This window comes from Desulfovermiculus halophilus DSM 18834 (assembly GCF_000620765.1).
In the GTDB taxonomy this organism is placed as follows: Bacteria; Desulfobacterota; Desulfovibrionia; order Desulfovibrionales; family Desulfothermaceae; genus Desulfovermiculus; species Desulfovermiculus halophilus.
This window is the reverse complement of record NZ_JIAK01000013.1, coordinates 49595-75201: the sequence shown is the minus strand read 5'-3', so window position 1 is coordinate 75201 and position 25607 is coordinate 49595. Positions and strand designations below refer to the sequence as shown.

25 protein-coding genes are annotated in these 25607 nt (G+C 59.5%); 10 read left to right on the top strand and 15 right to left on the bottom strand.

The annotated features are described in order from the left end of the window. The first annotated feature begins 500 nt into the window (after nucleotides 1-500). Entirely contained in the window at nucleotides 501-1793 is a 1293-nt protein-coding gene (locus N902_RS17015; protein ID WP_051564436.1) for a YhjD/YihY/BrkB family envelope integrity protein, read from the top strand. A 159-nt stretch (nucleotides 1794-1952) separates the two neighbouring features. Then, complete coding sequence (locus N902_RS0107920; protein ID WP_027370500.1) at nucleotides 1953-2906, top strand: hypothetical protein; 954 nt, start codon at nucleotides 1953-1955, stop codon at nucleotides 2904-2906. 362 nt (nucleotides 2907-3268) lie between these two features. Here the strand turns inward: N902_RS0107920 and N902_RS0107915 are convergent, their stop codons facing one another. Further along, on the bottom strand, nucleotides 3269-3547 hold the full coding sequence (locus tag N902_RS0107915; RefSeq protein ID WP_027370499.1) for a ComEA family DNA-binding protein: 279 nt from the start codon (nucleotides 3545-3547) through the stop codon (nucleotides 3269-3271). A gap of 603 nt (nucleotides 3548-4150) precedes the next feature. Between N902_RS0107915 and N902_RS0107910 the strand changes: the two genes are divergently transcribed. Genes N902_RS0107910 through N902_RS0107900 form a run of 3 tightly spaced genes read left to right on the top strand, consistent with a single transcriptional unit; the run spans nucleotide 4151 to nucleotide 6185 of the window. Next, nucleotides 4151-4744: a biotin transporter BioY gene (locus N902_RS0107910; protein ID WP_051564435.1), complete on the top strand. Its 594-nt coding sequence runs from the start codon at nucleotides 4151-4153 to the stop codon at nucleotides 4742-4744. After that, nucleotides 4741-5466 carry an energy-coupling factor ABC transporter ATP-binding protein gene (locus N902_RS0107905; RefSeq protein WP_027370497.1) on the top strand — a complete coding sequence of 242 codons (726 nt, stop codon included), beginning with the start codon at nucleotides 4741-4743 and terminating at the stop codon, nucleotides 5464-5466. The genes N902_RS0107910 and N902_RS0107905 overlap by 4 nt, the downstream gene beginning before the upstream one ends. Next, on the top strand, nucleotides 5457-6185 hold the full coding sequence (locus N902_RS0107900) for an energy-coupling factor transporter transmembrane component T (protein WP_027370496.1): 729 nt from the start codon (nucleotides 5457-5459) through the stop codon (nucleotides 6183-6185). The genes N902_RS0107905 and N902_RS0107900 overlap by 10 nt, the downstream gene beginning before the upstream one ends. Before the next feature lie 235 nt (nucleotides 6186-6420). Here the strand turns inward: N902_RS0107900 and N902_RS18705 are convergent, their stop codons facing one another. The 12 genes from N902_RS18705 to xerD form a co-directional block, all read right to left on the bottom strand. After that, complete coding sequence (locus N902_RS18705) at nucleotides 6421-6957, bottom strand: hypothetical protein (protein ID WP_051564434.1); 537 nt, start codon at nucleotides 6955-6957, stop codon at nucleotides 6421-6423. Continuing rightward, nucleotides 6950-9607 carry a DNA mismatch repair protein MutS gene (gene mutS / locus N902_RS0107885; protein ID WP_027370495.1) on the bottom strand — a complete coding sequence of 886 codons (2658 nt, stop codon included), beginning with the start codon at nucleotides 9605-9607 and terminating at the stop codon, nucleotides 6950-6952. Before mutS ends, N902_RS18705 begins: the two co-directional genes overlap by 8 nt. 34 nt (nucleotides 9608-9641) lie before the next feature. Further along, nucleotides 9642-10778, bottom strand: a complete 1137-nt coding sequence (locus N902_RS17005; protein WP_051564433.1) for a tetratricopeptide repeat protein — start codon at nucleotides 10776-10778, stop codon at nucleotides 9642-9644. A gap of 40 nt (nucleotides 10779-10818) precedes the next feature. Continuing rightward, a complete protein-coding gene (locus N902_RS17000) occupies nucleotides 10819-11181 on the bottom strand; it encodes a lipopolysaccharide assembly protein LapA domain-containing protein (protein ID WP_051564432.1) in 363 nt (120 codons plus the stop codon). Nucleotides 11182-11203: 22 nt separating this feature from the next. Then, nucleotides 11204-11698 carry an HIT family protein gene (locus N902_RS0107870; protein ID WP_027370494.1) on the bottom strand — a complete coding sequence of 165 codons (495 nt, stop codon included), beginning with the start codon at nucleotides 11696-11698 and terminating at the stop codon, nucleotides 11204-11206. A gap of 146 nt (nucleotides 11699-11844) precedes the next feature. Next, complete coding sequence (locus N902_RS16995; RefSeq protein ID WP_034622220.1) at nucleotides 11845-12774, bottom strand: DMT family transporter; 930 nt, start codon at nucleotides 12772-12774, stop codon at nucleotides 11845-11847. Nucleotides 12775-12777: 3 nt separating this feature from the next. Continuing rightward, complete coding sequence (locus N902_RS0107860; RefSeq protein WP_027370493.1) at nucleotides 12778-13470, bottom strand: ABC transporter permease; 693 nt, start codon at nucleotides 13468-13470, stop codon at nucleotides 12778-12780. A gap of 1 nt (nucleotide 13471) precedes the next feature. Then, complete coding sequence (locus tag N902_RS0107855; protein WP_027370492.1) at nucleotides 13472-14161, bottom strand: ABC transporter permease; 690 nt, start codon at nucleotides 14159-14161, stop codon at nucleotides 13472-13474. Between the two features lie 225 nt (nucleotides 14162-14386). Beyond that, complete coding sequence (locus N902_RS0107850) at nucleotides 14387-15169, bottom strand: ABC transporter substrate-binding protein (RefSeq protein ID WP_027370491.1); 783 nt, start codon at nucleotides 15167-15169, stop codon at nucleotides 14387-14389. A gap of 36 nt (nucleotides 15170-15205) precedes the next feature. After that, nucleotides 15206-15976, bottom strand: coding sequence for an ABC transporter ATP-binding protein (locus tag N902_RS0107845; protein WP_027370490.1), 771 nt, complete (start codon nucleotides 15974-15976; stop codon nucleotides 15206-15208). A gap of 117 nt (nucleotides 15977-16093) precedes the next feature. Beyond that, nucleotides 16094-18760, bottom strand: coding sequence for a CBS domain-containing protein (locus tag N902_RS0107840; RefSeq protein ID WP_027370489.1), 2667 nt, complete (start codon nucleotides 18758-18760; stop codon nucleotides 16094-16096). Further along, nucleotides 18757-19692 carry a site-specific tyrosine recombinase XerD gene (gene xerD / locus N902_RS0107835; RefSeq protein ID WP_051564431.1) on the bottom strand — a complete coding sequence of 312 codons (936 nt, stop codon included), beginning with the start codon at nucleotides 19690-19692 and terminating at the stop codon, nucleotides 18757-18759. Before xerD ends, N902_RS0107840 begins: the two co-directional genes overlap by 4 nt. 83 nt (nucleotides 19693-19775) lie before the next feature. Between xerD and folK the strand changes: the two genes are divergently transcribed. The 5 genes from folK to N902_RS16980 all read left to right on the top strand — a co-directional run bounded on the left by folK (nucleotide 19776) and on the right by N902_RS16980 (nucleotide 23087). Beyond that, nucleotides 19776-20378, top strand: coding sequence for a 2-amino-4-hydroxy-6-hydroxymethyldihydropteridine diphosphokinase (folK, locus tag N902_RS16990; protein ID WP_244147390.1), 603 nt, complete (start codon nucleotides 19776-19778; stop codon nucleotides 20376-20378). Beyond that, entirely contained in the window at nucleotides 20371-20637 is a 267-nt protein-coding gene (locus N902_RS0107825) for a YHS domain-containing protein (RefSeq protein WP_027370487.1), read from the top strand. Before folK ends, N902_RS0107825 begins: the two co-directional genes overlap by 8 nt. 109 nt (nucleotides 20638-20746) lie before the next feature. Further along, nucleotides 20747-21361: a DUF445 domain-containing protein gene (locus N902_RS0107820; RefSeq protein WP_027370486.1), complete on the top strand. Its 615-nt coding sequence runs from the start codon at nucleotides 20747-20749 to the stop codon at nucleotides 21359-21361. Between the two features lie 282 nt (nucleotides 21362-21643). Then, the gene (locus N902_RS16985) at nucleotides 21644-22411 is read left to right on the top strand and encodes a SagB/ThcOx family dehydrogenase (protein WP_034622217.1); all 768 of its coding nucleotides are present in this window, start codon (nucleotides 21644-21646) and stop codon (nucleotides 22409-22411) included. 61 nt (nucleotides 22412-22472) lie between these two features. Next, nucleotides 22473-23087 carry a CDP-alcohol phosphatidyltransferase family protein gene (locus N902_RS16980; RefSeq protein WP_161635165.1) on the top strand — a complete coding sequence of 205 codons (615 nt, stop codon included), beginning with the start codon at nucleotides 22473-22475 and terminating at the stop codon, nucleotides 23085-23087. A 111-nt stretch (nucleotides 23088-23198) separates the two neighbouring features. Here the strand turns inward: N902_RS16980 and N902_RS0107800 are convergent, their stop codons facing one another. Further along, nucleotides 23199-24464, bottom strand: a complete 1266-nt coding sequence (locus N902_RS0107800; RefSeq protein WP_027370485.1) for a phenylacetate--CoA ligase family protein — start codon at nucleotides 24462-24464, stop codon at nucleotides 23199-23201. A 200-nt stretch (nucleotides 24465-24664) separates the two neighbouring features. Continuing rightward, complete coding sequence (locus N902_RS16975; RefSeq protein WP_051564429.1) at nucleotides 24665-25462, bottom strand: tRNA (adenine-N1)-methyltransferase; 798 nt, start codon at nucleotides 25460-25462, stop codon at nucleotides 24665-24667. Nucleotides 25463-25607 lie beyond the last annotated feature (145 nt).

Below are 25607 nucleotides of genomic sequence, written 5' to 3'. Positions count from 1 at the left end.
GTCGAGTGTTTTTTAATGTGCGGGCCTGCCGCTCACGGCACACAGAAGAGACGGCAAACTCTTATGTATGCAGTTCCACTTTCTGTGTCGAAGAGCCTTTTTTAATTGCAGAGTAATGGCAATTCAGGAAATATGTCAATTAATTTTTGTGAAATCAGCAAAATAAAAAATATATTTTTTCAGATTCACAAGAAAGGATTAAAATTTTTGACTTTTTGGGGTTGAAATAATCCCGGGCCGAAGATGGGTACACAGAAGAGACAGCAAACTCTTATGCATGCAACTTAACTTCCAGTATCGAAGAGCCACAATTTTCCGGGTGCGGCATCCTCTCACTGGTCTTGGGGAAAGGATATTGGATTTTTTCTCAAATTCGGGCATGATGCCTAGCCGGCAGGCACATATTTCTGGCTCTGGGAGGCCGGGTATGGAATCTTGCGAATACACGGCTGCGCATACACTCCGATAAGGTCAAAGAGCCATATCTCTGCGGAGGTCCCATGAAGCTCCCTTTTTCTCATCCGGCAGTTCCTCTTCCGGTGCAGGAAAAGCTCCAGGCCTTTGGGCAGTGGGGGTACTTCCTGTACCGCTCCTTTCAGCGGGATCAGCTTCTGCTGCGGGCCTCGGCCCTGACCTATACCACCGCCCTGTCCATAGTTCCTTTTCTGGCCGTTGCCTTCTCCATCACCAAAGGCCTGGGGTTTCAGAATACGGAGTACATGCAGGAGATCCTTCTGCGGCTGAGCGCCGGCCGGGAGCAGGTGGTGAGCCACATAATCGACTACATCAACCGGACTAATGTGGCCACACTCGGCAGTATGGGCGTGGGACTGCTTCTGTTTACCGTCTTTACCCTGATCGGGACCATTGAAAAGAGCTTCAACACGATCTGGGGGGTCCAGAGCCAGCGCAGCCTGACCAGAAAGTTCTCCGACTATCTGTCGGTCACCCTGGTCTGCCCTCTGCTGATCATCGTGGCCACCAGCTTCACCGCATCCATGCAAAGCTCCAGTCTCGTGCAGTATATTCTCTCCTACACCCTGTTCAGTACGGTGTATATCCTGATATTGAAGATCATGCCCTTCCTCCTGGTCAGTCTGGCCTTATTTTTCATGTATTTCTTTATCACCAATACCCGGATCGGATTGGGCAGCACCCTGGTCGGGGCCATATGCGCCGGCAGCCTGTGGCAGGCCAGTCAGCAGACATTTATTCACTATCAGATAGGGGTGAGTAAATATAATGCCATATACGGCAGCTTCGCCCAGCTGCCGCTTTTTCTGTTCTGGCTGTATATCAGCTGGGTGATCGTCCTCTTGGGCGCGGAAATCAGCTTCTGCCTCTCCAATTCCGGGGCGTCCAAGGACGAGAACCAGCTCGGGGAGTTCAATCTGGATGATAAGGAGCGGCTCGGACTGGCTGTGGTGGTGTATCTGATCAGCCGCCTGCAGTCCCAGGATGAGAGCTGTTCCCCGCGGGAGCTGGCCAAGGCCTTGAACATGCCGGTCAAGCCGGTGAACCGAGTGCTCACGGCCCTGGAAAGCCTGGGGTTGGTAGCCGTGGTGGCAGGGAACAATGAGGAGAGACTGGTGCTGATCGGCTGCCCGCAGAGGATGAAGGTTGAGGAATTCCTGCGCATTTTCCGGAGGTTTCGGGAGACTGGAGACCTCACTTTCTCCGGATCGGACGGGCTGGAAAAGTTCTGTGCCCAGCGCAGAGAGGCCATGGAGTCCGGGGAGCTGAACATGACCCTGGAGGAGCTGTCCATACGGATCTTTGGGGCTAGGTCATAGGCCGTGCTTGAGGGCACACGCTTGGATCTTGGACACCCGGTATGGAATTGTGTACAAGCGTGGGGCCGGATCTGGTGCACAGTTTTCGCCTGGCTATGAATAGAGGGCATGCCGCGCTCCGGTTCTCCTTGAGGCCAAACCAATCAGACGAGACGAGATATGCGCTTTCGGCATTGTGTTCTGCATTTAATCGGCCTGGCATCGGCCCTGGCTTTGAGCCTTGATGTCTTCCTGCATTTGGCCCAGGCCGGAGGACTGTGCCAGACCCAATCCTGTCAGGCGGTAGGCGACTATGTGCGCATTGGGGAGACATCCCTGCTGCTCTTTGGGACGGCTTTTTTCTGGGTCCTGTGGCTGGTGTTCTTTCTGGCCACCCGCCTGAACAAGCCGGTTCTGTGGCACACAGCCGGCTTGGCCCTCATGGCCGCTCTGGCCTTTGACGGTGCCTTGCTGGGGTACCAGTTCATGGGGCTCGGCATGCAGTGCATGCTGTGCGTCGGGGTAGGCGCCGCCCTGTTCGCAAATCTGCTGAGCCTGGCCTGGGTCCGTCAGGCCGGCTTGATGGTGCTCATCGGCCTTGTGGTCTGGGTGGGCGGGTTTGCGGCCAACTCGATCCTGGTCCTCACCCCAACTGTACCAGACCTGGAGCAGACCGCGTTCGTCAGCCAGCCGGCTGAGTCCAGTCAGTCAGAGCGGAACTATTACCTTTTTTTTAGTCTGAACTGCGGCCATTGTCAGGTAGTCCTGGCCAATATAGCCATGAGTGCCCCGCATGCAGTGAATATCCACTTGTGCAGCCTGGATGACTCACCCCAGGCCATGGCCAAGCTGGCCTGGGTCCGGATGCAGGCGGCCGAGGGGAAGGATCCGGTTTCTGCTGTCCTTGAGCTCAAGCAGGACCGGGAACTTGCGGCTGCGGCGATACCCAGCCGGATTCGGGAGTCTGTGGGCCGGGCCAAGAAATTCTTTGCCGCCCGCGGGTACCGCGGGGTTCCGCTCCTGGTGGCCAGAGAAGGGCGGGGCAGGGAAGTGGTAGTCACCGGATCCCGGGCCATAGCCCGGTATCTCAGTGAGATGCAGGTGGTGGAAAAATGGGTCCGTTTTCAGCGCTAAAGGCGCTATTGTAGGTTCGTGGGTCAAGGCGGACTGCAACGGCTCTTGGCCGCCACTCATCCAGATACAAGGTTCTTCGACGTAGCCTGTGGATTTTGGGGTTTGCCGTCTCTTCTGTGTGCCGCTCAAGACACACAGAAGAGACGGCAAACTCTCATGTAGGCAATTCCACTTTCTGTGTCGAAGAGCCCAGATGCAATGTTCAAGAACGGTACCTGTTTTGGGCCGTGGTGCACAAGCACAAGGGCAGGGAGGTGAAAATCCCTGCCCTGATCCTTGTTGGTTCTTGGACCCAGTCTGTGGCATTTTGGCGTTTGCCGTCTATTCTGGATGGAATGCCTCTTTTCGGTCCAAGGGCCTCTTTATTCTACTGTGATCTCGGCTTGGATGTCTGCATAGGTTTTCTGCCCGATCCCCTTGACCTCCGTGATTTCTTGAGGGGAGTCAAAGGGATTCTCTTCCCGGTAGGCCACAATCCGTTCAGCCAGGGTTTGGCCCACTCCGTCCAGCTCGGTCAGGACCTCCACGGATGCGGCATTAATGTTGATTGGGTCCTGGTCTTCTGCCTGCAGAGGGGAAGCGAAGACAAAAAAAGCCAGGAGCAGAAAACAGCACGCAATGCAGGAAAGGTGTCGGGTCATACAGTCTGCCTCCTTTCGTTGAAGTCTGCTTTGTGCAAGGTGAGAGACACAAAAATTGCACAAAGCGCACCAGATGAATGGACCTTCACAGAGACTTTAGCAAACACATGGCATGGATGCAACCCAAGGTCGTTGAATGTATGCCTAAGTTCTCAAACTCAGTCCCGGCTGAAGGCCCGGCCGGAAGAAGGGGGCCCGGAGCAGGGACTGAAAGACTTGTCAACCACTGGCTTGAATTTGGTTGACGAGTGGTCCCCAGTGGCCTATGAAGTGGGCCGGAGGGACCTGTTGTTGGGATTTTCTTTTTGGTTCTTCGACGTAGCCTGTGGATTTTTGGAGTTTGCCATCTCTTCTGTGTGCCCACTTTCGGCCCGGTATTTTCTAAGTCCCGCCAAAGGGGGATCCCTGCCCCCTCCCGGCTACTCACGTGCAGTTCACTGCTTTCTGTGTCGAAAAGCCTTTTCTTTCTTCGGTTTCGTAATCGCTATCGGGATCGATATCGATATCCATAAGCTGAGGGTTCCTGCTGCACGGAATGACATATTCTTTCGATTTCGATAGCGATCCCGATTTCGATTTGGATTATCCCAACCAGGGGGTGAAATGAATACATGGTCGGATGGTGAAGGTACTGAAGGGGCCTGGGAATCGAGCCTGATCCGGACCCATGTCCTGGTCTGGATATCCCTGTTTGCCGCCCTGATGGCTGTGGGCAGCTATCTGCATTTTCCCTTGGGGCCGGTCCCGGTCAGTCTGCAGGTTCTTTTCGTGCTTATGGCCGGATTCGTCCTTGGCCCCAAGGGCGGGATCTCGGCCGTGGGCCTGTATATCCTGGCCGGAGGGGTCGGGCTTCCGGTCTTTTATGGAGGGCACGGGGGGCTGGGGCATCTTCTGGGCCCCACCGGGGGGTATATCCTAGGCTTTGTCCCGGCCGTGCTGATCACCGGCTGGGGGGGCAGACGGACGAAAGGAGGGGGGCCGCTCCCCTGGCTGAGCGGAGTCTGCACCGCGGTTTTGGCCTATGCCGCGATCTATGCCCTGGGGCTCTTCTGGCTCCGGCAGGCCCTGGATATCGGTTGGACCAAGGCGGCGGGACTGGGCATGCTGCCCTTTCTCTTCTCCGACGGCCTGCAGGTGGCCATATGCGTCAGCGCGGTCCGCTACCTGCAGAGGTACAGGCTGGTTCCTGAGCCATGATCGAGATATCCCACCTGCATTTTGCATACAGCGGCTTCCAGGTGCTGGCGGATATCACCGCCCGGATACCCCGCGGGGCATGCATTGCCGTTCTGGGGGCCAACGGCAGCGGAAAGTCCACCCTGCTCATGCTCCTGACCGGTCTGCTGACCCCGAGCAGTGGCACAATCCGGGTTGGAGAGGTGCACAGCCCCGCGCGGGCCAGGTCCCTGCGCCGGGAGGTCGGTCTCCTCCTGCAGGATGCAGACCTGCAGATCCTGGGGGCCACGGTTCGGGAGGACCTGGAACTCAGCGCCGGATCAGACGAGCAGCAGCTCCGCACAGCCGTGGACCTGGCCCAACGGCTGGACCTGGCGGACAAATGGGACACCCCGGTCCATCATCTCTCCGGGGGGCAAAAGCGCAAGGTCTGTCTGGCCGGCATGCTTTTGCGTCATCCCCGGGTCCTGCTCTATGACGAACCGTTCAGCGGGCTTGATTATCCAGCCATCCTGGAGCTGCGCAGGCTGTTGCAGGCCAACGCCGAGCAGGGGATGACCCAGGTGGTGGCTGCCCACGACGTGGAACCCTTGATCGGGGTAGCCACCGGCTGCCTGGTCCTGAGCCGGGGCCGGTTGGCCTACAGCGGGTCGCTGGCCGGGATCATGGACGATCTGGCCGGATACAGTGTCCGGCCGCCGTGTTCCTGGCTCCTGGAAAGGAGGCTGGCCGGATGGGAGTAGCCTGGACCAGGCACACAGACCACCTGGTGCGCAGGCTGCAGGAGAGCGATGCCCGGGTGAAGATCGGGGTGGGCATTGTGGCCGGGATCTGTGCCTGGCGGGCCGAACCGCAGGGAGTGGGTCTTTTGGTTGGAGCAAGTTGTCTCCTGACCTGGCTGGCGGCCGGAAAGGGACTGCTCAACCGGGGTCAGTTGCGGGGGGGCGCCCTGCTGGTCGGGATATGGACCGGGGTAAAGGCCGGCTTGGAGCTTGTGGCCGGCAATCCCGCCTGGCTGGCCCAGAGCCTTGTTCTGGGGGGGCGGATGACCGCCGTGGTCCTGGTCGGGCTGTGTCTGGCGACCTTGACCTCCAGGATCCAGGTGGGACGGACGGTCTCCGCGCTGCTCAAGCCGGTCTTTAAGGACAAGAGCTGGCAGGGAGCCATGTCCCTGGCCTTGATGCTGCACTTCATCCCGAGCAGTATGCGCACCCTGCACACCGTCCGGCAGACCCTGGCCCTGCGGGGACAGGATCTATCCTTCCGCCGCCGGCTCTATTTTTTTGTGGTCACGGTCATGCGCGCCCTGTCCCGCACCACCTGGGACCAGGCCCTGGCTCTGGCCGTACGCGGATTGGAGGATGAACGGGCCTGGAACAAGTCCCAGCCGGTCAAGCCCGGGGAATGGATCGCAGGGGGCATCCTGGGGGCTGCGATCTGGGCCCTGACAGGTGCGGGCTAGCCCCGCCTGCCTTGCCAATGAACCCTCATGCCCTGGCGGGCACAACGAAGCATGAAAATTTTTTTGGGATTTTCCTTTTTCAGGATCGAAATCGGGATCGGGATCGATATCCATAAGCTGAGGGTTCCTTCTGCACCGAATGACATATTCTTTCGATTTCGATAGCGATCCCGATTTCGATTTGGATTATCCCCAACCATTAACGAATAACAGTTTTTATACAAAGGCAATCCGCCTATCCGCCTTCATCGCCGGTCTCTTCATGTGCCGGGTCCTGTAACGGCTGGATCCCGCCGTTCATTTGGCCTTCAGCCTCACCCCCGCCTGTTTCCTCCCTGTCCAGGCTGTAGACCCGGGAACGGACATCGTCCATGCTGGCATGCAGGGGGTGTCCGATCAAACGCCAGCGGACTGCCTTGTCCGGCTCCAAGCCGCACCACATGACGTGAACCAGGGCCCCCCGGCGTTTCCAGTTCTCTGATCCGGGTTCCATGCGGACCGTGGTGGTCGGGGAAAAAGGACAGCCTGGGCAGGGCTCGGAACGCATCTCCACCTCCAGAGTCACTCGAGCCAGGTTCTGGACATTGCCGCTGAGCAGGGCAGTGATATCCATGCAATTGCCGGTGACCTTGGAGCTTATTTCCGACCATACAAAGCGGTCTTCGTCAATGTCCGGCTCGGGCCAGCCCTTTTTCCCGCAGCCCACTCCCAGCCAGAGCAGACTCAGGACCACCAATCCGATGACCAGGGCACGCATCTTATTCTCACGCATCGGTTCCCCACTCTGTTTTCCATTCATGCAGGATGTTCAAGGCCTGGACAGGGGAGAGGTGGTCAATGTCAAGCTCCTGCAGCCGGGAAACCAGGGGGTGCTGGGCCGGTTCAGGATCCGCGGACTGTGCCTCCCGGGGCTGGAAAAGCCCGGGAAGCATGGACTGACGGGCCTTTCTGCGGCCCTCGCCGTGGGTGTTCACCTCCCGGCTGGCCTGTTCCAGGCGCTGTAAAAGCTCCTTGGCCCTGGTGATCACCGGCTGGGGCACGCCGGCCAGCTTGGCTACCTCGATCCCGTAGCTTCGATCCGCCGGACCGGGAACCAGGCGGCGAAGGAAGATGATCTCTCCCTTCCATTCTTTGACCGCGATATTGTAGTTGCGGATGGCCGGGATGCGCTCCTCCAGATCAGTGAGCTCGTGGTAATGGGTGGCGAACAGGGTGCGGATCCCGTGTTCGTATTTGCCGGCCAGGTTCTCGACCACCGCCCAGGCCAGGGACAGCCCATCGTAGGTGCTGGTTCCCCGGCCGATTTCATCCAGGATGACCAGGCTGCGCTTGCCTGCCTGGCGGAGAATGCGGGCGGTCTCGGTCATCTCGACCATAAACGTGGACTGCCCCTGGGCCAGATTGTCCGAGGCGCCCACCCGGGTGAAGATCCGGTCGGCCAGCCCCAGCGAACAGGACGCAGCCGGGACGAAGGACCCGATCTGGGCCAGGATGGATATAAGGGCGGTCTGGCGCAGCACCGTTGATTTTCCGGCCATGTTCGGTCCGGTGATGAGCAGCAGGGTCCCCTGCTCTTGGAGCAAAATATCGTTGGGGATGTAATTGGTCCGGCCCTGGGCCGCTTCCACGGCCGGATGGCGCCCCTGGCGGATATCGACCTCCAGTCCGGTGTGCACACTGGGGCATACCCATTCCCAGTCCGCCGCGGTCTGGGCCAGCCCCTGCCAGAAATCCAGGATCCCAATCCGTCCGGCCATGGCTGCAATCCGCTCCCGGTGGCCCAGGACCTTGTCCCGCAGTTCCTGAAAAAGCTCGAACTCCAGGTTCTTTTTCTGTTCCGCAGCAGAAAAGAGCTTTTCTTCCAGATCCTTGAGCTCGTCGGTGACGTAGCGTTCAGAGTTGACCAGGGTCTGGCGGCGGTGAAAATGCTCCGGGACCGGTCCCTTGTGGGCCTTGGACAGCTCAAAGTAATAGCCGAAGACCCGGTTGAACCCAAGCTTGAGCTTGGGAAGGCCGTTGGCCTCCTGTTCCCGGGACAAAAGCTCCTTGAGCCGTGCTTCGCCGTGTTCGGTCAGGTCGATGAGCTCGTCCAGGCGGTGGTCGTAGCCGGGACGGAACAATCCTCCTTCGGTGATCACCTGGGGCGGATTGTCTCCGAGACTGGATTCCAGCAGGCGGCACAGGTCCTGCATGTCGTCCCATTCCTGCAAAAGCCTGTTCAGCTCATCCGGAAGGGAATCTGACTCGGCCTGTTCCTGAAGGCACAGTCTGAGCCGGGGCAGGCGTTCCAGGCTGGAGCGCAGAAAGACAAAGTCCTTCGGGGAGCAGCGGTTGAGCTGGATCCTGGTGTTCAGGCGCTCCAGGTCAAAGACCGAGTCCAGCTCGGGCCGGATCCTGGACCTGAGCCCGGAGCAACGGACAAAACAGCTTACCGCGGCCTGGGTACGTTCAATGGGCTTGAGCTCCCGCCAGGGGTGGCGGAGCCGCTCCTGGAGCAGGCGTCCGCCCATGGGGGTCTGGGTCTGGTCCAGGACATGCCACAGCGTGCCCTGGCCTTTGCCTCCATCCAGGCGCTGAAAGAGCTCCAGGTTCCGTTCGGTGACCTCGTCCAGAATGAGGTGTTTGCTCAGCTGCAACGGGCGAAACGGGCACAGGTGGTCCAGGGCCTGTTTCTGGGTCTGCTTGAGATAGGCGACCAGGGCCCCGCAGGCCCGGACCAGGGCGGGCTTGTCTTCCAGGTCCAGGGCCTCCAGGCCGGCCACCTCCTGGACCTCCAGGACGAGCTCCCGGCTGCGGCCGGGATGGAAGAACGCCTTTTCCGGAAGCCAGGTGATGCGCTCCTTGAGCTCCTGGCTGCGCTCCGGTACCCGCAGGCCCTCCGGGCAGATGATCTCCGGGGGATCGATCTTCTGGACCCAGGACCACAGATCCTGTTCGTTCTTGACAGCCAGTCCGGTCCAGTCCCCGGTGGAGAAGTCTATCCAGGCCAATCCCCCCCGGCCCCGCTGCTGGTCGTAGTACAGGGCAGCCAGGTAGTTGTGCATCTTGGCCTGCAGGGATCCTTCGTCCAGCACAGTTCCAGGGGTCAGCACCCTGGTCACGGCCCGTTTGACCAGGCCCTTGGCCTGGCCCGGATCCTCCATTTGATCGCAGATGGCCACCTTGTAGCGCCGTTCCAGAAGGGGACGGAGGTATTCCTGGACTGCGTGATAGGGAACCCCGCACATGGGAACGTTCAGCTCGGCATTGGGATTTCGGGAGGTGAGGGCGATCTGCAGCTCCCGGGCCGCGGTTTGGGCATCGTCAAAGAAGAGTTCGTAAAAATCTCCCATACGGAAAAAGAGCAGGGCATCCGGATAGTGCTCCTTGATCTCCAGATACTGCTCCAGCATTGGGGTCATACGGGGTTTTGGGGATGTCATTTCCAAGGGCTCGAACAGGGTTTGCCAGGTGGACTTATGTGTCCAGGGTCGTCAAGAAGGCGATGGAATGCCAGCTTCGGCACCTGGGGCATTGGAAGAAGATCTGGTCCAGCTTGAGGCCGCATTGGGTACAGACGAACTTTTTGACCTGCCTGCCCCGGAGGAGGATATATTCAAGGTGTTCCTGGCAGGGCGGGGACAATTGATTCTCGGCGGCATAGAGCCCCAGGAGCTCGAGCCGGGCGGGCCAGAACTCCGGGTCCAGCTCGCAGCAGCGCTGCAAATGGACCTTGGCCTGCTCGGCATTGCCCAGCTGGATGTGAATCCACGCCCCGTAGTACAAAAGATGGACATCCGGGGGGTGGGCGGCGATGACCTGAATCAGGACCTGGCCGGCTTCCGGCGGGACCACTGGGCTGAAGAGCTCCTGCGGACTGCGCCGGGTGAACATGTGCTGGGTCAGTCCCTCAAGGAGCAGGAAGCGGAGCTTGGGTTCCACTGCGGACAGGCCCTGGGTGAAGTAGCGGGAGAGCAGATCCCAGTGGGCGGCGTCGTAGGCCTGAATCATGCGCTCCATCCAGGCCTCGACCGATCCGGGCGCGACCTTGAGCGCCTTGCGCAGCAGCCATGCGCAGCGCTCGGTATCCCCCTTGCGGGCCAGGGCCTTGGCCTGCTGGACCACATGATGGGCCTGGGCTGTGGGGCGGTTGATCTCGGCAAAGAGGTTGGCGGCCTGCTCATGGTCCCGGGCTGCGGTGGCCAGTCCGGCCAGCTCTTCCAGGAGGACCGGATCCCGGCCCACGATGTCTTCGGCCTGGGCAAACATCTCTTCCGCCCGGTCCAAGAGCCCTGACCGCTTGTAGTCCCTGCCCAGCTCGAGATAGACCCGGCCCTGCTGGTCGCTGGTCAGTTCGGTGTGGTGTAAAAGTGCTGATCTGGTGGCTATGGCCTGGTCCAGGTCGCCCTGGGCCCTGTACAGGTTGCCAAGGGCCAGGTGAATGGTAAACCCGCCGTTTTCTTCAGCCTGGATCTTCTTTAGATCGGCGATGGCGGCCAGGGTGTCCTGCCAGGGCAAGGAACGCCCTTCCACCTGGAGGGAGTGCTGTCCGGCAGGCTGGGGGCTTGGGCGCCTGATAAAAGCTGTCAGCTTGGTCCATAAGGCCGTGAACATGAGGCCTCGCTGCCAAAGATTGCAGGTCAGGAGGGCTGCCTCAGCTCAGAGGCTGGGCAGCTGAGGATTGGCTGACCTCTGGTTGGGTGCTGTCCACCTGCGGGGATGTGGGCCGAAGTGAGTTCAGCTCGTTCTGCATGGATTTCATCTGGTGCCTGGTGCGCTTGATCTCCTTGTTCATCCGCAGCTTGTCCAGCCCGAAGTAGGCTGTGCTGATCACGACCCCCAGGACAAAGGCAATCAAGATGTACATATAGATGGGAATCGGGGAGGAGTTCCATTGCAGAGCAAAGACCGAGAACTTGAGGCTGATACTCTCGGTCAGAATCTGGGTGTTCTGGACGAAGAAGACCATAGCCGCAAAGAAGAAAAGAACCAGGACCAGGATTTTGACATAGCGCATACCACGACTCCTTGAACTGACGTTATGCTTTGGCGGCAACGTGATCGAAATAGGGCTTGAGGCGGCTATAGGTAGACTGCAGGTGTTCGGGGATGACCATGGTTTCGGACATGACGGCCATGAAGGAGTGGTCTCCAGTCCAGCGGGGGACCAGATGGTAATGGAGATGTTCCTCAATGCCCGCCCCGGCGGCCTCTCCTATGTTCAGTCCAATATTGATCCCATGGGGGGAGAAGGCTTGGTTCAAGATTGAGGTGCAGGCCTGGACCAGGTCCGCTATCTCGTGGTTCTCCCGGCTGGTCAGTTCGGTGAGGCAGGAGAGATGCCGGAAGGGGGTGACCATGAGGTGTCCGTTGTTGTACGGGAACTTGTTCATGATGACAAAAGCGGTCTGGCCTCTGTACAGGACCAGGCGTTCTTCATCCTCCCCGGTATCCGCGGGCAGACAAAAGACGCATTCATCTGGTTTCGGCCCCAAAATGTATTCAATGCGCCACGGGGCCCAAAGTCGTTCCATCTCCCTCTCCTGTATCTTCTGTCCCGGTTCGTCCTACGTCGACCCTTGTACTGTACTGCGGTGGCCATGGTCAAGTTTGCGCGCCTCTTCGACACTGAAAGTGGAATAGCATACATAAGAGTCGGCAAACTCCAAAAATCCACGGGCTACGTCGAAGAACCTGTTTGAGCGCCCAGATGGTCTGCATGCTCAGAGCCCGGGGCCGGATCCAGCTGGGCGGCAAGCATGCCGCAAAGCATGAGGCTGCATCCGGCCCACCCCTTGAGGCTCAAGGTTTCCCCCAAGATAAGGCAGCCGCTGAGCACAGCAAAGACGGTTTCCAGGCTGAGGATAATGGCTGCGTGGGTAGGCGGGGCCTCCTTCTGGGCCACAACCTGCAGGGTGTAGGCCACGCCCACAGAGAGCAGGCCGCCGTAGAGGATCGGGACGGCAGCCGCCAGCAGGTCGTCCCAGGCGGTGGATTCGAAAAACAGGCCCACGCCCAGGCTGAGCAGGGAGCAGACCCAAAATTGAAGCACAGCCAGCCTGATGACCTCGACCCGGGGAGCCAGCCAGCCGATGGCGGTGACATGCAGGGCGAACATCAGGGCGCAGAGCAGGATGAGCCCGTCCCCCAGTCCGAGCCCAAGGCTGGATTTGACGGTCAACAGGTACAGCCCGAGGACAGCGAGACAGGCCCCGATCCAGGTCCAGGTTCCTGCCCTGTGGCCCCAGATCAGGCCCAGGAGGGGAACCATGATCACGTACAATCCACTGATGAACCCAGCCTTGCCTGCAGTGGTGAAGATGAGTCCGACCTGCTGCAGCCCGCTGCCGGCGAAAAGCAGGATGCCGGCCAGTGAGCTGCTCAGCAGAAGGGAGGGAGGGCGCGGAGCGGTGCGAAGAACGCTCTGCGGGCCCCTGGTCCGCAGGGCGAGAGGGGTGAGGACCAGGGCGCCCAGCCCGAAGCGGACCCCATTGAAGATGAATGGGCCCACATGTTCCATGCCTGCTTTTTGGGCCACAAAGGCCGAGCCCCAGATCATGGCCGTAAGCAGCAGGAGGCAGTCCCCCTTGAGGTGGCCTGTGCGGGCCATGGGTTACGAAGAGACCGTGAGGTATGCTGAGATGCGCTGTTCGATCCGCCGGAAGACAAACAGGACTGCGTAGACCAGGACAAGGTACAAGGCGGCGGCGGTGAGAAAGATCTCGTAGAACGCGAAGCTTCGGGCGGCGATGATCCGGGCCACCCCGGTGATGTCCATAACCGTGATGATGGAGACCAGGGATGAGGCCTGCAGGAGAAAAATGACCTCATTGGTATAGGCCGGCCATGCGATGCGCAGGGCCTTGGGCAGTATGATCCGCCGGTAGAGCAGGGTGCCGGACATTCCACAGGCCCTGGCGGCCTCGACCTCTCCATAGGGAACCCCCTGGATGCCGCCGCGGAAGATCTCGGCGGAATAGGCGGCTGTGTTCAGGGTCAGGGAGAGCACGGCGCAGAACCATGCGCTTTGGAACAGGGGCCACAGCCCGACCTGGGATAAAAGGTCCTGAAACTGTCCGCTGCCGTAATAGATGAGGAAGATCTGGACCAGAAGCGGCGTGCCCCGGAAATAAAAGATAAAGGCGTAGACCGGCATCCAGACCCAGCGCAGGGAGGAGACCCGCAGTACAGCCAGGGGGATGGCCAGGCAAAAGCCGATGACCACGCTGAGCGCGGTTATCTGCACCGTAATCCAGGTGCCTTGAAGCAGGCGGGGCAGGCTGTCCAGAATAAGATCCACGGCCATGTTATGCCCTCCTCACCCCTTTGTTGGCCCTGTTCTCCGCCCATTGCTGGATGATATTGGAAGCGATGGTGATCCCGAGATAGATCAGGGACGCGGCAAAGAAAAAGGTGAACGGCTTGTGGGTGGCCCTGGCGGCGATGTCTGCATTGCGCATCAGCTCCGGGAGCTGAATGACCGATATGAGGGCCGTGGCCTTGATCAGGACCATCCAGACATTGCCCAGGCCGGGCAAGGCGAAGCGCATCATCTGGGGCAGGGTGATCCGTCGAAAGGTCAAGACAGAGTTCATTCCGCAGGCCCGGGCGGCCTCGAGCTGGCCCCTGGGCACGGCCATGTAGGCCCCGCGGAAGACCTCAGTGGAAAAGGCCCCGTAGATGAATCCGATGGTGGCCACTCCGGACACGAAAGGATTGAGCGAGATGTAGATGTCGTAGCCCAGCAGGCCGCAGATATCCTGAATCAAGGTCGGGGCCCCGTAGTAGACCAGAAGGATGAGGACCAGCTCCGGAATCCCCCGGATTATGGTGGTATAGCATCCGAGCAGGAAGCGGATCAGGCTGGAACGGGAAAGCTTTCCCAACGCGCCGACCAGGCCCAGGACGACGGCCAGGGCCATGGAGCTGACCCCTACGTAAATGGTCAGCTTGGCCCCTTTGAGCAGAATCCAGCCGTAGCCTTGGAGGTCGAACACAAGCGTCTCCCGAAGTCGTCGCAGATATCATGAGGCACGGGGGCACAGGCTCAGGAGCCGGCCGGGCTCCCGTGAATCAAAGGCAGCCCGCCGCGGGCAAAAACGGACATGGATCCAGCCATGGTTCATTCCCGTTCTGTCCGGGCTGCACGCCGGGGCGGATCCACAAGGAGAAGTCCCCTGCTTTGGACCCGCCCCGGCGGATGGTCTGCCGTGCCGTATGGGTTATTCGTCGCCGTAAACGTCGAAGTCGAAATACTTGTCGTTGATTTTCTTGTACGTGCCGTTTTCGCGGATGGTTTCAATGGCCTGGTTCAGCTTTTTGCGCAGCTGGTCGTCGTCCTTGCGCAAGGCGATTCCGATCCCCTCGCCGAACCATTCCTCATCTGTGTATCCCGGGCCGACGAACTCATAGTCCTCTCCCTCGGGGGTGCTCAAAAAGCCTTCAGACAGGACCACGGAGTCGGCAAAGAGCAGATCCACACGGCCGGAGACCAGGTCCATGTTGGCCTCTTCCTGGGTGGCATAGGGCTTGATCTTGAGCGTATCTCCGAAGTTGTCGTGAATGAAGTTGGCGCTGACAGTGGCCCGCTGGACACCGACGGTCATCCCTTTGAGGCCTTCTTTGGAGATCTCGACCTCCATGTCCTCGTGCTTCACGAACCTGGCCGGGGTCTGGTAGTATTTGTTGGTGAAATCGACTTTTTGCTGCCGTTCCTCAGTGATGCTCATGGAGGCGATGATCGCGTCGTACTTTTTGGCCAGCAGGCCGGGGATCATTCCATCCCAGTCCTGGGTAACGAAGGTGCACTTCAGATCAGCGGCATCGCACAGGGCCTTGGCGATGTCGATGTCAAAGCCTTGCAGGTTTCCGTCCTGATCAATGTAGTTGAAAGGGGGGTAGGCCCCTTCCGTCCCTATCCGCACCGTCTCCTGGGCCTGACTCCAGGGTGCAAAAAGTCCGAGCATACAGACAAGCATGATGGTGATGCCGAGAATGCGCCTCATGGGGTCCTCCTTGGGTTATACTGTCGTTTTGGGATGCTAAAAGAACCGGGACAAAAACTGGCGGCACCGTTCTGAGCTGGGATGCTGAAAGATGGATTCCGGCGGGCCTTCGTCCTCGATGACCCCGGCATGCAGAAAAATGACGTGGGAAGAGACGTCCTTGGCAAAGGCCATCTCATGGGTGGCCAGGATCATGGTCCGCCCTTCCTGGGTCAGCTCCTGCATCACCCGCAGGACCTCCCCCACCAGTTCCGGATCCAAGGCGGAGGTGGGCTCGTCGAACAGGAGGACCTCCGGTTCCATGGCCAGGGCCCTGGCAATGGCCGCCCGCTGCTGCTGTCCTCCGGAAAGCTGGGCCGGATAATAGTGGGACCGGTCGGCGATCCCTACTTTTTCCAGGTAGGCCATCCCCCGGTTCCTGGCTTCTTTCTTGGACATGTTCAGGACATGGATCGGGGATTCGGTGATGTTTTCCAAGACGGTCATGTGGGACCAGAGGTTGAAATGCTGAAAAACCATGCCCAGGCGGGTTCGGATGCGGTCCACCTGCTTCCTGCTTTCCGGAACCGGCTCTCCCTTCCGGTTGGTGGTCATCCTGATCTGTTCCTGGCCGACATAGACCCGGCCGGAAGTAGGGATCTCCAGGAGATTGATGCATCGCAGGAAGGTGCTCTTCCCGGATCCGCTGGATCCGATCATGGTGATTACGTCCCCTTCATGGGCGGTGAGGGAGACACCTTTCAAAACTTCCAGGGAGCCGAAGCTCTTATGCAGATCGTCCACAAACAGGGCGCAGGGAGTAGTCATGGATCACATTTTCCGGGGACGCAACAATGACGGTTGGGCTGATTGGGGCACAGGACCATAAAAAATTGAGTACAAAACCTATTACTTATACTGCATTGGACCAGCCAAGGTCAAGCCCTACTCTTGTCTGGCCAGCTCATCCTGGACCAGATTCCGGGCCAGGGCCAGCTGTGCATTTCTGTCCTGGGCTTCGCCGTCCAGCTTGGCGGAAAAGACCTGCTGCAGGATCTGGGTATAGGCCGGTCCAGGAGGGAGGTCCATGGCCTTGAGATCACTTCCGGTAATCTCCAGCTCCTGATCTTTGAGCTGGCTCAGATACAGGGAGACGGACTTTCGGGCCTCTTCCTTGCGGCTGGAGGCCATGAGGAAGAGCAGGCCTTCCAGGGGCAGGGGATGGAGGAGGGAGTAAAGCTCGCTCAGCCGGCCGGACTGCTTGCGGTTCCACGCATACAATCCTTCCCGGATCTTGTGCACTTCCTGTCTTAGGTCAATGATTTTCTTCTCTGTCTTGGACGGGATGCTCAGCCGCCTGGCCACCAGCCGGATCTCGTCCTGGGTGCATCCGGCCACTAGGCCCAGAAAATACAGCTGCCAGATCCTGGGCTTGGGCTCCAGATACAGGAGCTCGTACCAATCGATGACCTTTTCGATCTTTTCCAAAAGCCTTTCCTTTTGGGTGGTCAGCTTGAGCTGGGGATGGATGGATTCCAGGATGGCGTAGCTGTTCAGCCGCTTGAGGCAGACCAGGGGATTTTCTTCCTGCAGCAAAAGCTTGAGCTCGTGCAGGATGCGGTGGCCGGAGAGCTTGTGGAACATGTTCAGATGCAGGGCGTTCTTGATCAGGCGCTCAGTCTGGACCCCGATGCGGAAGGCGAAGCGCTGCTCAAAGCGAATAGCCCGCATGATCCGGGTGGGGTCCTCGACAAAGCTCAGAGAGTGCAGGACCCGAAGCGTCTTTTCCTTCAGGTCCCTCTGGCCGCCGAAGAAGTCCACCAGCCGGCCGAAACGCTTGGGATTGAGCTCGATGGCCAGGGCGTTGACGCTGAAGTCGCGGCGGAAGAGATCCATCTTAATGGACGAGAGCTCCACTGTGGGCAGGGCGGCCGGATGCTCGTAATACTCCAGCCTGGCCGTGGCCACATCGATGCGCTGGCCGTCGGGCAGGATGACCACGGCGGTTTGAAACTTGGTGTGGAACCGGATGCGGCCGCCCAGAGTCTGGGCCAGCTGGTTGGCAAAGGCGATCCCGTCCCCCTCCACCACAAGGTCGATATCCAGGTTGGTCCGGTGGAGGAGGATGTCCCGGACAAATCCGCCCACCGCATAGACGTTGCATCCCCGTTTCTCGGCCAGTTCACCGCACTGGCCGAGCAGGGCATACGCAGATTTGGGCAGCCGGTTGCGCATCAAAGAGGTGATGCTCCGCTCCTGTCTGCGCTCGGGCAGGAGATTCTCCGGGATCCGGGCCGGCTCTTCCACCAGGGTGTTGATCAGGTCTGTGCGGGTGATGACCCCGATGATTCTTTCGTTTTCCTCCACAGGAACCAGACGCTGGCCCTGATTGATGATGATCTCCATGACTGTATACAGGCTTTGGTCCGGGGCGACCCTGGAGATGGATCTGCCCATGTATTCCTGAATCGGAAACTCTCCGAGCCCGTGGGCCTCGGCCCTGTCCGCGAGCTGATGCTCCAGGATGCCCACGCACTGCCGGCTGTTCTCAGTGGTCACCGGTATGGCCTTCAGCCCGAAGCGGCTCATCTTGATCGCCGCCTGGCTGATGCTCTGGTTCTGGTCAATGACCACGGCCGGGCTGGACATCAGGGACCGGACCGTGATCTGGGGATTGATATGCGAATAGAGCAGGCCGAAGATCTCGTCCTGGACCTGGGCCAAGGTCTTCTCCTTGATAGTAGCCGAAGCCGCGTAGCTGTGCCCCCCTCCGCCCAGGGATGAGCAAATGGTCCCGGCATTGACCTCGGTCACCCGGCTTCGGGCCACGACCTGGATCCGGTCGTGCATCCGGGCCAGGGCAAACAGGACCTTGATGTTTTCGATCTCCATCATCTTGTGGACCAGAAGGGCGAAGTCCCGGACATACCGGTCCATGCTGATGCTGGTGATGCAGACCTCGATCCCGTTGATGGTGTGCCTGGTGGCGGCCTCCAGGAGGGTGTTCAGGATGCCCACCTGTTCGGCGCTGAGCTCCCGGTTCAGAAAATCGGCGATGAAGCCGATGTCCATTCCCTGGGTCTTCAGCCACCACAGGGCAAAAAGATCATGCTCCGTGGTCGAGGTGAAGGTGAAGCAGCCGGTATCTTCGTACAGGCCAAGGCCCATGATGGTGGCTTCATCCCTGCTCAATGCGATGCCCCGCTCCTTGATGGTCTGGACCAGAATGGCCACAGTCGAGCCCCAGAGCCGGACGTCTTCGAAATCGGCCGTGAGGTCTTCGGCCGTGTCCGGATGATGATCAAAGGCGTGGACCACGATGCCTTCCCTCTGGAGCAGGGAGCGCAGGTGCCCCAGCCTGGACGGCTGCCTGGTGTCGCAGACCACCAGGGTGTGCACGCTGTCCGGGTCGATATCCTTCATGGAATAGAAGTTGAAAAGATATGTCGCGCTCTGAATAAAGAAGTCGCGAAGGCTCTGCTCCTGGGACCCGGGAAAGACCAGGACTCCATCAGGATAGAGCTTCTGGGCCGCGACCATGGAGGACAGGCAGTCGAAATCAGCGTTGGTGTGGGCGGTGATAACGACAGGAGCATTGATCTTGGTGCTCATGACTGCTTGGACCTGGATCTGGGGTGATAGCGTTGATGGATCTCCCTGAGCCGGGAGATGTCCACATGGGTGTAGATCTGGGTGGTGCCGATGTCGGCGTGACCCAGAAGGAGCTGGACGCTGCGCAGGTCAGCCCCTCCGGCCAGGAGGTGGGTGGCGTAGGTGTGCCGGATGGTGTGGGGGGAAATATGGCCCTGGATTCTGGCTTGAGCGGCCCGTTTGGCGATCATCTTCCACAGTCCCTGTCTGGACAGACCGGTGCCGGAGCGGTTCAGGAACATGGCCTCGGTTTTGGGGGAGAACAGGGGGCGCCAGGAGGCCAGATACGTGCTCAGCTGGGTTTGGGCCGCGGCGTGGACCGGGAGGATGCGTTCCTTGTGCCCTTTGCCCATGACCCGCAGATACCCGGCCTGGGAATCGAAGTCCAGGGGGCGGAGGGTGCACACCTCGGAGACCCGAAGGCCGGCGGCGTACATGAGCTCCAGAATGGTCCGGTCCCGGGCTCCGAGCTTGGTGTTCGGGTCCGGGCGGGCCAGCAGTGCGGCGGCCTCGGGCTCGGTCAGGACCCGGGGCAGGAGCTGGGGAAGCTTGGGGCTGTCCAGGAGACGGGCCGGGTTGTCCTGGATCTGCCCCTCCTGGCGCAAAAAGTCGTAAAAGCTGCGCAGGCTGGAGAGCCGTCTGGCCACGGATCGGTTCCCGAGGCCCTGCCGGCGGAGAAAGATGAGATAGAGGACAAGGGAGTCTTCCGACACCTGATCCAGGCCGGCGCTGTGCTGGGTCAAAAAGGAGGCGAAATCCCGCAAGTCGTGGGCATAGGCCGCAACGGTGTTTTCGGACAGGCCGCTGATGCTGACCAGGTGGTGCAGATATTTTTCGGTCCAGGGGTGCTCTTCATGTGGGGGGGTGGGGGATGATGCCGGGTGAAAGTCCACTGCCGCCTCGCCTTGCCTTTTAAAAAAAGATGTGCTTCATTCCCTCAGGTAACCCGCGCAGCTGAAGATCAAAGGGGTGAAACGTGAACGAAGTGCCGAAAATACCGGTATATATCGGTCTGGGATCCAATCAGGGCCGGCCGGAGGAGAACCTGGCCAAGGCCAGAAAGCATATCCAATCCATTACCGGGGTCTTTTCCCCTCTGTCCTCGCAAGTCTACTACACTGAACCGCAGGGGGTCAAAGAGCAGCCGTGGTTCGCCAATCAAGTCATCCGGGTTCTGTGCCATCCGGCCTGGACCCCCGAGCTGCTGATGCGCCACCTGCTCAATATCGAACAGATGCTGGGCCGAAAGCGGACCGCTCACTGGGGGCCAAGGCGCATCGACTGTGATCTGCTCCTTTTTGGCCGGCAGGTTGTGGATACCCCTGAGCTGACCCTGCCTCATCCCGGAATTTTGCACCGGGCCTTTGTCTTGGTCCCTCTTGTGGAGCTGACCCCTGACTTGTGCCTGCCGGATGGGACGCAGGTCGCCGACCGTCTGCACTGTCTGGCCTATCGAAGACAAGGGCTGCGGATATGGCAGGATGATACCCACGGTGAAGAGCCGGGGGCAGACCCGGATGCAGGGCCCCGGACCGTCGGATCTGCTGTGTCCGCCACCTCCGGAGGAACCTATGTTTAAGCTGCTGATCTTTGCGGCCGCCGGATTCATTCTCTACAAGCTGATCATGGGGGATCAGAAAAAAAAGAACCTGAACCGGGAGAAAAAGAAACAGGACCTGATTGATTCCGGGGAGATGGTCAAGGATCCGGTTTGCGGAACCTATGTGAGCACTGAGACCGGAATCCGGGTCAAGGACGACGATCAGGTGCATTATTTCTGCAGCTACCAATGCCGGGACGCCTTTCTGAAAAACAAAGAGGAAGAAACCGAGAACTAGCTCTGGTGGATACCTGCCCTCTCCCGGCACTCGTTTACCGGAGAAAGTCAGGAGCCGGAGAATGTGATCCCGCCCTCGCGTTCATCTTGCCTTTGCGTACAAACAGAGTATGATGGAACCTGAAAGTCTCAAATACCTGCTCTCTCCAGTCATATGCGCCTTTATCGGGTGGATGACCAATTATCTGGCCATCCGCATGCTGTTTCATCCCCGGCAGCCGGTGCACATCCTGGGCTGGACCTGGCAGGGGCTTTTCCCCAAACGCCAGGCCGAGCTGGCCTGGCGGCTTGGAGAGCTGGTTGAGACCGAGCTTCTCAATCATCAGGATATTCGGGAAATCATCGACCGGCCCGAGTTTCAGACCCGCTTGCGGTCCATGGTCCAGGACTCGGTGCACCGTTTTGTGCAGAGGAAGCTGACCTCCCTGCATCCTCTGCTGAATACCCTGCTTCGGGGAGCTGTGGCCCATAGGGCTGCGGAAATGATCGTCGATGAGGTGGAGCGCTTTCTTCCGGGTCTCGTGGAGCAGGCTGCATCCGAGCTGGAATCCCAGGTCCAGGTGCAGCGAATTGTCCGGGAAAAGATCGAGGCCTTTTCCCCGGCTCGTCTGGAAGGCCTGCTCTTCTCCATGTTGCGCAAAGAGTTCTGGTTCATTGAAATCATCGGCGGGGTTTTGGGACTTGTGGTTGGTTCAGCTCAGGCCCTGATTTTTGTCCTCTGGTAACCCCTCAGCCGGGGCTTGATATCAGGCACTGCAGCAAGGGATGTATTTGCTCAGGGGGCCTTATCCCGCGAGGGGCTGAAGGGCTTCTGATTCCGGCTGGTTGATTGTTTTTCGTATCAGTCCCAACACGGGGCTCAACGCCAACTGTGAGCTACATGGCTGGTCACCGCCTCACTGGGCAAGGACCCCCTGAACTTTGGGAAGGGAGTCTGAACGATTACCAAAAGATCCGGGCAGGCAGCTGACGGTAACCAGCGAATCGCCTTGGAACAGGAGGTGGGTATGTCTGATCTGCAATCCTGCCTGGGGACAACCTATCTGCACCAGACAGAGTACGATCGGGAGCAGATAGCCACCATGTCCCGGCCGCACATTCGACCGGCCCCGTTGTATAAGGTCTACCCCCAAGCCCCAACCGTGTCTTTGCCCCAGCCCGTTGATCCAGGGGGCCAGCTGTGGGAGGCCCTGTCCTCGCGGCGATCCCGGCGGCGGTACGCACATCACGATGTGAGTCTGGAGGCCCTGTCCGCTCTGCTGTGGGCCTCTCAGGGCATCAGCGGACAGGCCGGACGGCTGTCCCTGCGCACAGCCCCCTCTGCCGGAGCCCTGTACCCGGTGGAGACCTATGTGCAGGTGAACAAAGTCCAGGGGCTGGAGCCAGGGCTGTATCATCTGAACATCAAGGATTGGTGCCTGGAAACCCTGGACAGCGGATCATTCGGGCCGCAGCTGGCCCAGATCTGCCTGGACCAGCGGTTCATGGCCCAGGCGGCTGTGAATGTCTGCTGGTCTGCTGTGCTCCGCCGGAATATGGCCAAGTACGGCCATCGGGGGATGCGTTATATCTTCATGGATCTGGGGCATATCTGCCAGAACCTCCTGTTGGCCGCCGAAGGCTTCGGGCTGTCCGCCTGCCCGGTGGGGGCCTATTTCGACGGGGAGGCCAACGAGCTCTTTGGACTGGACGGCAAGGAAGAGAGCATGCTCTATTTTGCCAGTGTGGGCCATCCGGACGATGGAGGAAGGGGCTGCGAAGCCGCGAAGCGGTGAAAACAGGCGCAAAGAGGCGCCAATCTGGCAAGATCTGAATCCGATCAAGCGGGGAGATGGGATGGATTTGCGAAACTCGCTGGTCGCACGCAGGTATTTTTCCCTGCTGGACCGATCGGTTGTGGCCTGGATGCAGAAGAGGGAGGTGCGGCCGAATACCGTCACCTCCTGGGGCCTGGCGGCAGCCTGTCTGGTTCCGGTGGGCTTTGGGTTTTCTCCTTGGGCCGGTTTTGTGTTTCTGGTGCTCTCCGGGGTGGCCGACACATTGGACGGTTTTTTGGCCCGGGCCACCAAACAGCAGTCCAGGTTCGGCTCCTTCTGGGACTCAACCCTGGATCGGGCTGCTGACTGCGCCTATCTCCTGGGGTTTCTGATCATGTTCTGGTCCTTTCCCCACTGGCGTCTGGAAGCGGCCGTGGTCATGTTCGTGGCCCTTTTGGCTACCATGCTGATCAGCTACATCAAGGCCAAGGTCGAGAGTCTGGGCCAAACCTGCAAAACCGGGGTTATGAGCCGCCCGGTGCGGGTCATCTATCTCCTGGTCTGGGCCTTGCTGCTGGCTTTGTTCTCCGGGGTGCGGCTGGAGGTGCTCTGGGTGGGGCTCGGGGTGTATCTGGCCCTGACAGCGGTTACTGTGGGCCAGAGGATCAATGAAGCCAGGCGGGTTCTGGCCTGAGCATGGCCTGCATCCTTCCCGGAGGCCCCTGTGGATTCCGGAGCATGGACAGGCCTGTTCCCTTGGATGCGAACAGCAAAGCCCGGGAGAATTTCTCCCGGGCTTTGTCCTTTAGTCCCAGCTGCGCTTGTCTTCGATGGCCTTGACCTGTGGCGGCAGGGTGCCCGGGGCCAGGACCTGCAATACGGGGCGGATCTTGATCTTTTCTCTGAAGGTGTGCAGGAGCTCTTCAGAGCGTTTGAAGTTGGTGGCCTCGACGTACAGGGTGGCCTCGTCGATTCCTCCGGGGTTGGTCACTTCCAGCTGCCAGCGCTTGATTTCCTCGTATCTGGAGATGACCTGCTCGATCTGATGGGGGTAGACGAAGAGCCCTTTGATCCTGGCAGTGGTGTCCACCCGGCCGATGATGCCGCCCAGCCTGGGGGATGTCCGTCCGCAGGGGCAGGGAGCGCGCTCGATGTAGGACAGGTCGCCGGTGGCCAGACGGATCAGGGGATAGGTCTTGTTGAAGGCCGTGACCACCACTTCCCCCACCTCGCCGTCCTTGAGGGGAATCCCGGTGTCCGGATGGCAGATCTCGACAAAGGCCCGGTTGGCCAGGTGCAGCCCGTTCTTGTGGTAGCATTCGTATCCGATGCAGCCGACGTCCGCGGTCCCGTACCCTTGGCGCATGACCAGATCAAACTTCTTTTCCAGGGTGTTGCGCACCTTTTCCGGGACCTTTTCCGCAGTCACAAAGGCTACTTCCAAAAAAAGGTCCTTGCGCAGATTGAGCCCGGCGTCCTCGGCCTTCTGCCCCAGGTGCATAAGGTAGCTGGCTGTGCCCACATATCCGGTGATGCGCAGCTTCTGCATGATCTCCAGCTGGGTGTTGGTGTTGCCCGGTCCGGAGGGAACCACGGCGCACTCCAGGTTGCGCAGGGGCTCCTCAAACATCAGCCCGGCCGGATTGAGGTGGTAGTTGAAGCAGTTCTGAACCACGTCTCCAGACCTGAAGCCGGCGGCATAGAATCCCTCGGTCCATCCCCAGTAATCCGTGATCCTGTCCTCGGGATCGAAGATGGGGCCGGGGGAGAGGAAGATGCGGCGCATCTTGCCCATGTCCTTGGTCAGCAGCCCGCCCAGGCGGGGCCCCATGGACTGGAGAAAGATGAGCTCCTTCTTCTTCAGGATGGGGATGTGCTTGATGTCGGTTATGTCCTTGAACTTGTTGACGTCAAATTGGGCCCGATCGAACCGCTTTTTGACTTCTTCGGAATAGCGGTAGGCGTATTTGAGCATGTCTTTGAGCTGGATGCGGTAGAACTGTTCCCGTTCTGAGGCATCCAACACTTCCAGCCGGTTGTAGATTCCTTCTGTACGGTCTTTTCGGGTCATATTCCGTGTTTACCTCGTGGTCTGGGGTCCGTTCCGGGATAAGCATACATTATAAAAGCAAAATTCCAGGTGTCAAGTTTTATTGAAAAAATAACTGTAAAATCAAGGCGTTAATGGGAGGATTTTGGCTCTCAGCACACAGACAGAATAGACGGCGAACTCCATAGCTCCACAGGCTAGGACGCAGAACCAATGTGCCTTCAGGCCTCCACCGGGCCGGATGCAGTGGTTGGGGCCGGCTTGTAGACCTTGGCGAATATCAAGTACCCGGTATGGGCCACCATCCGGTCCTGGGGCCTGAATCTGTCCGGGACCGGCTTGTAGTGGCGGACCAGGATCTCCACCACCTCGGTTTCGGTAAAGGCCGTATCCTGCATGGCCTGCAGGAGGGCGGTGACCTGGTTCATGGTGGGCAGCAAAAATCCGACCGGGTGGCCGTTTTTGACTCCGGCGGCGATTTGGTCCAGGTAGTCCCAGGGGGTGCGGAGATCAATAAAAACGGCATCGGCTTCAGGCTGGCCGAATCCTTGCTCCACGTCCTGTTCCCTGATGTCCACCCGGTCCAGGAGCCCGACCTTGGACAGGTTCTTGGCGCACAGGCCGGCGAACTCGGGCCGGCGTTCCAGGGAGACGACCTTTCCCTGGAAACCGACGAACCAGGCCAGGGCCAAGGTCAGGCTCCCCGAACCGCACCCGGCCTCGACGACCCGCGCCCCGGGGCCAATGCTCAGCTTGAACAGGATGTATCCGATATCCTTGGGGTAGATTATCTGGGTCTGGCGCTCGATCTTTTTGACCAGCTCGTACAGGGTGGGTTTGAACAGCCGGTACTCCCGGTCCAGATGGGTGCGAATGCATTGACCATAGTCAAGATCGCAGATACTCTTCAAATCCAGTTTTCCGTCATGGGTGTGCAGTTCGTCTTCCGCCCCGGCCACCCGCAGGTAGCGTTTGCCTTTGGGGCTGACCAGCTGAACAAGGTCCCCGGGTTGAATCATGTGCTCTCCTTGCCCCAGGGGGGCGAATGTATTGTCTGTGCCTCCGACAGCGGCTCCAACCATGATGTGCACGTCGACGAATGACGCCTCGGCCTTTTTTGTGCCGAATTCCCGCTGTCTCAGGCCTTGTGGCCCATCCGGCTGC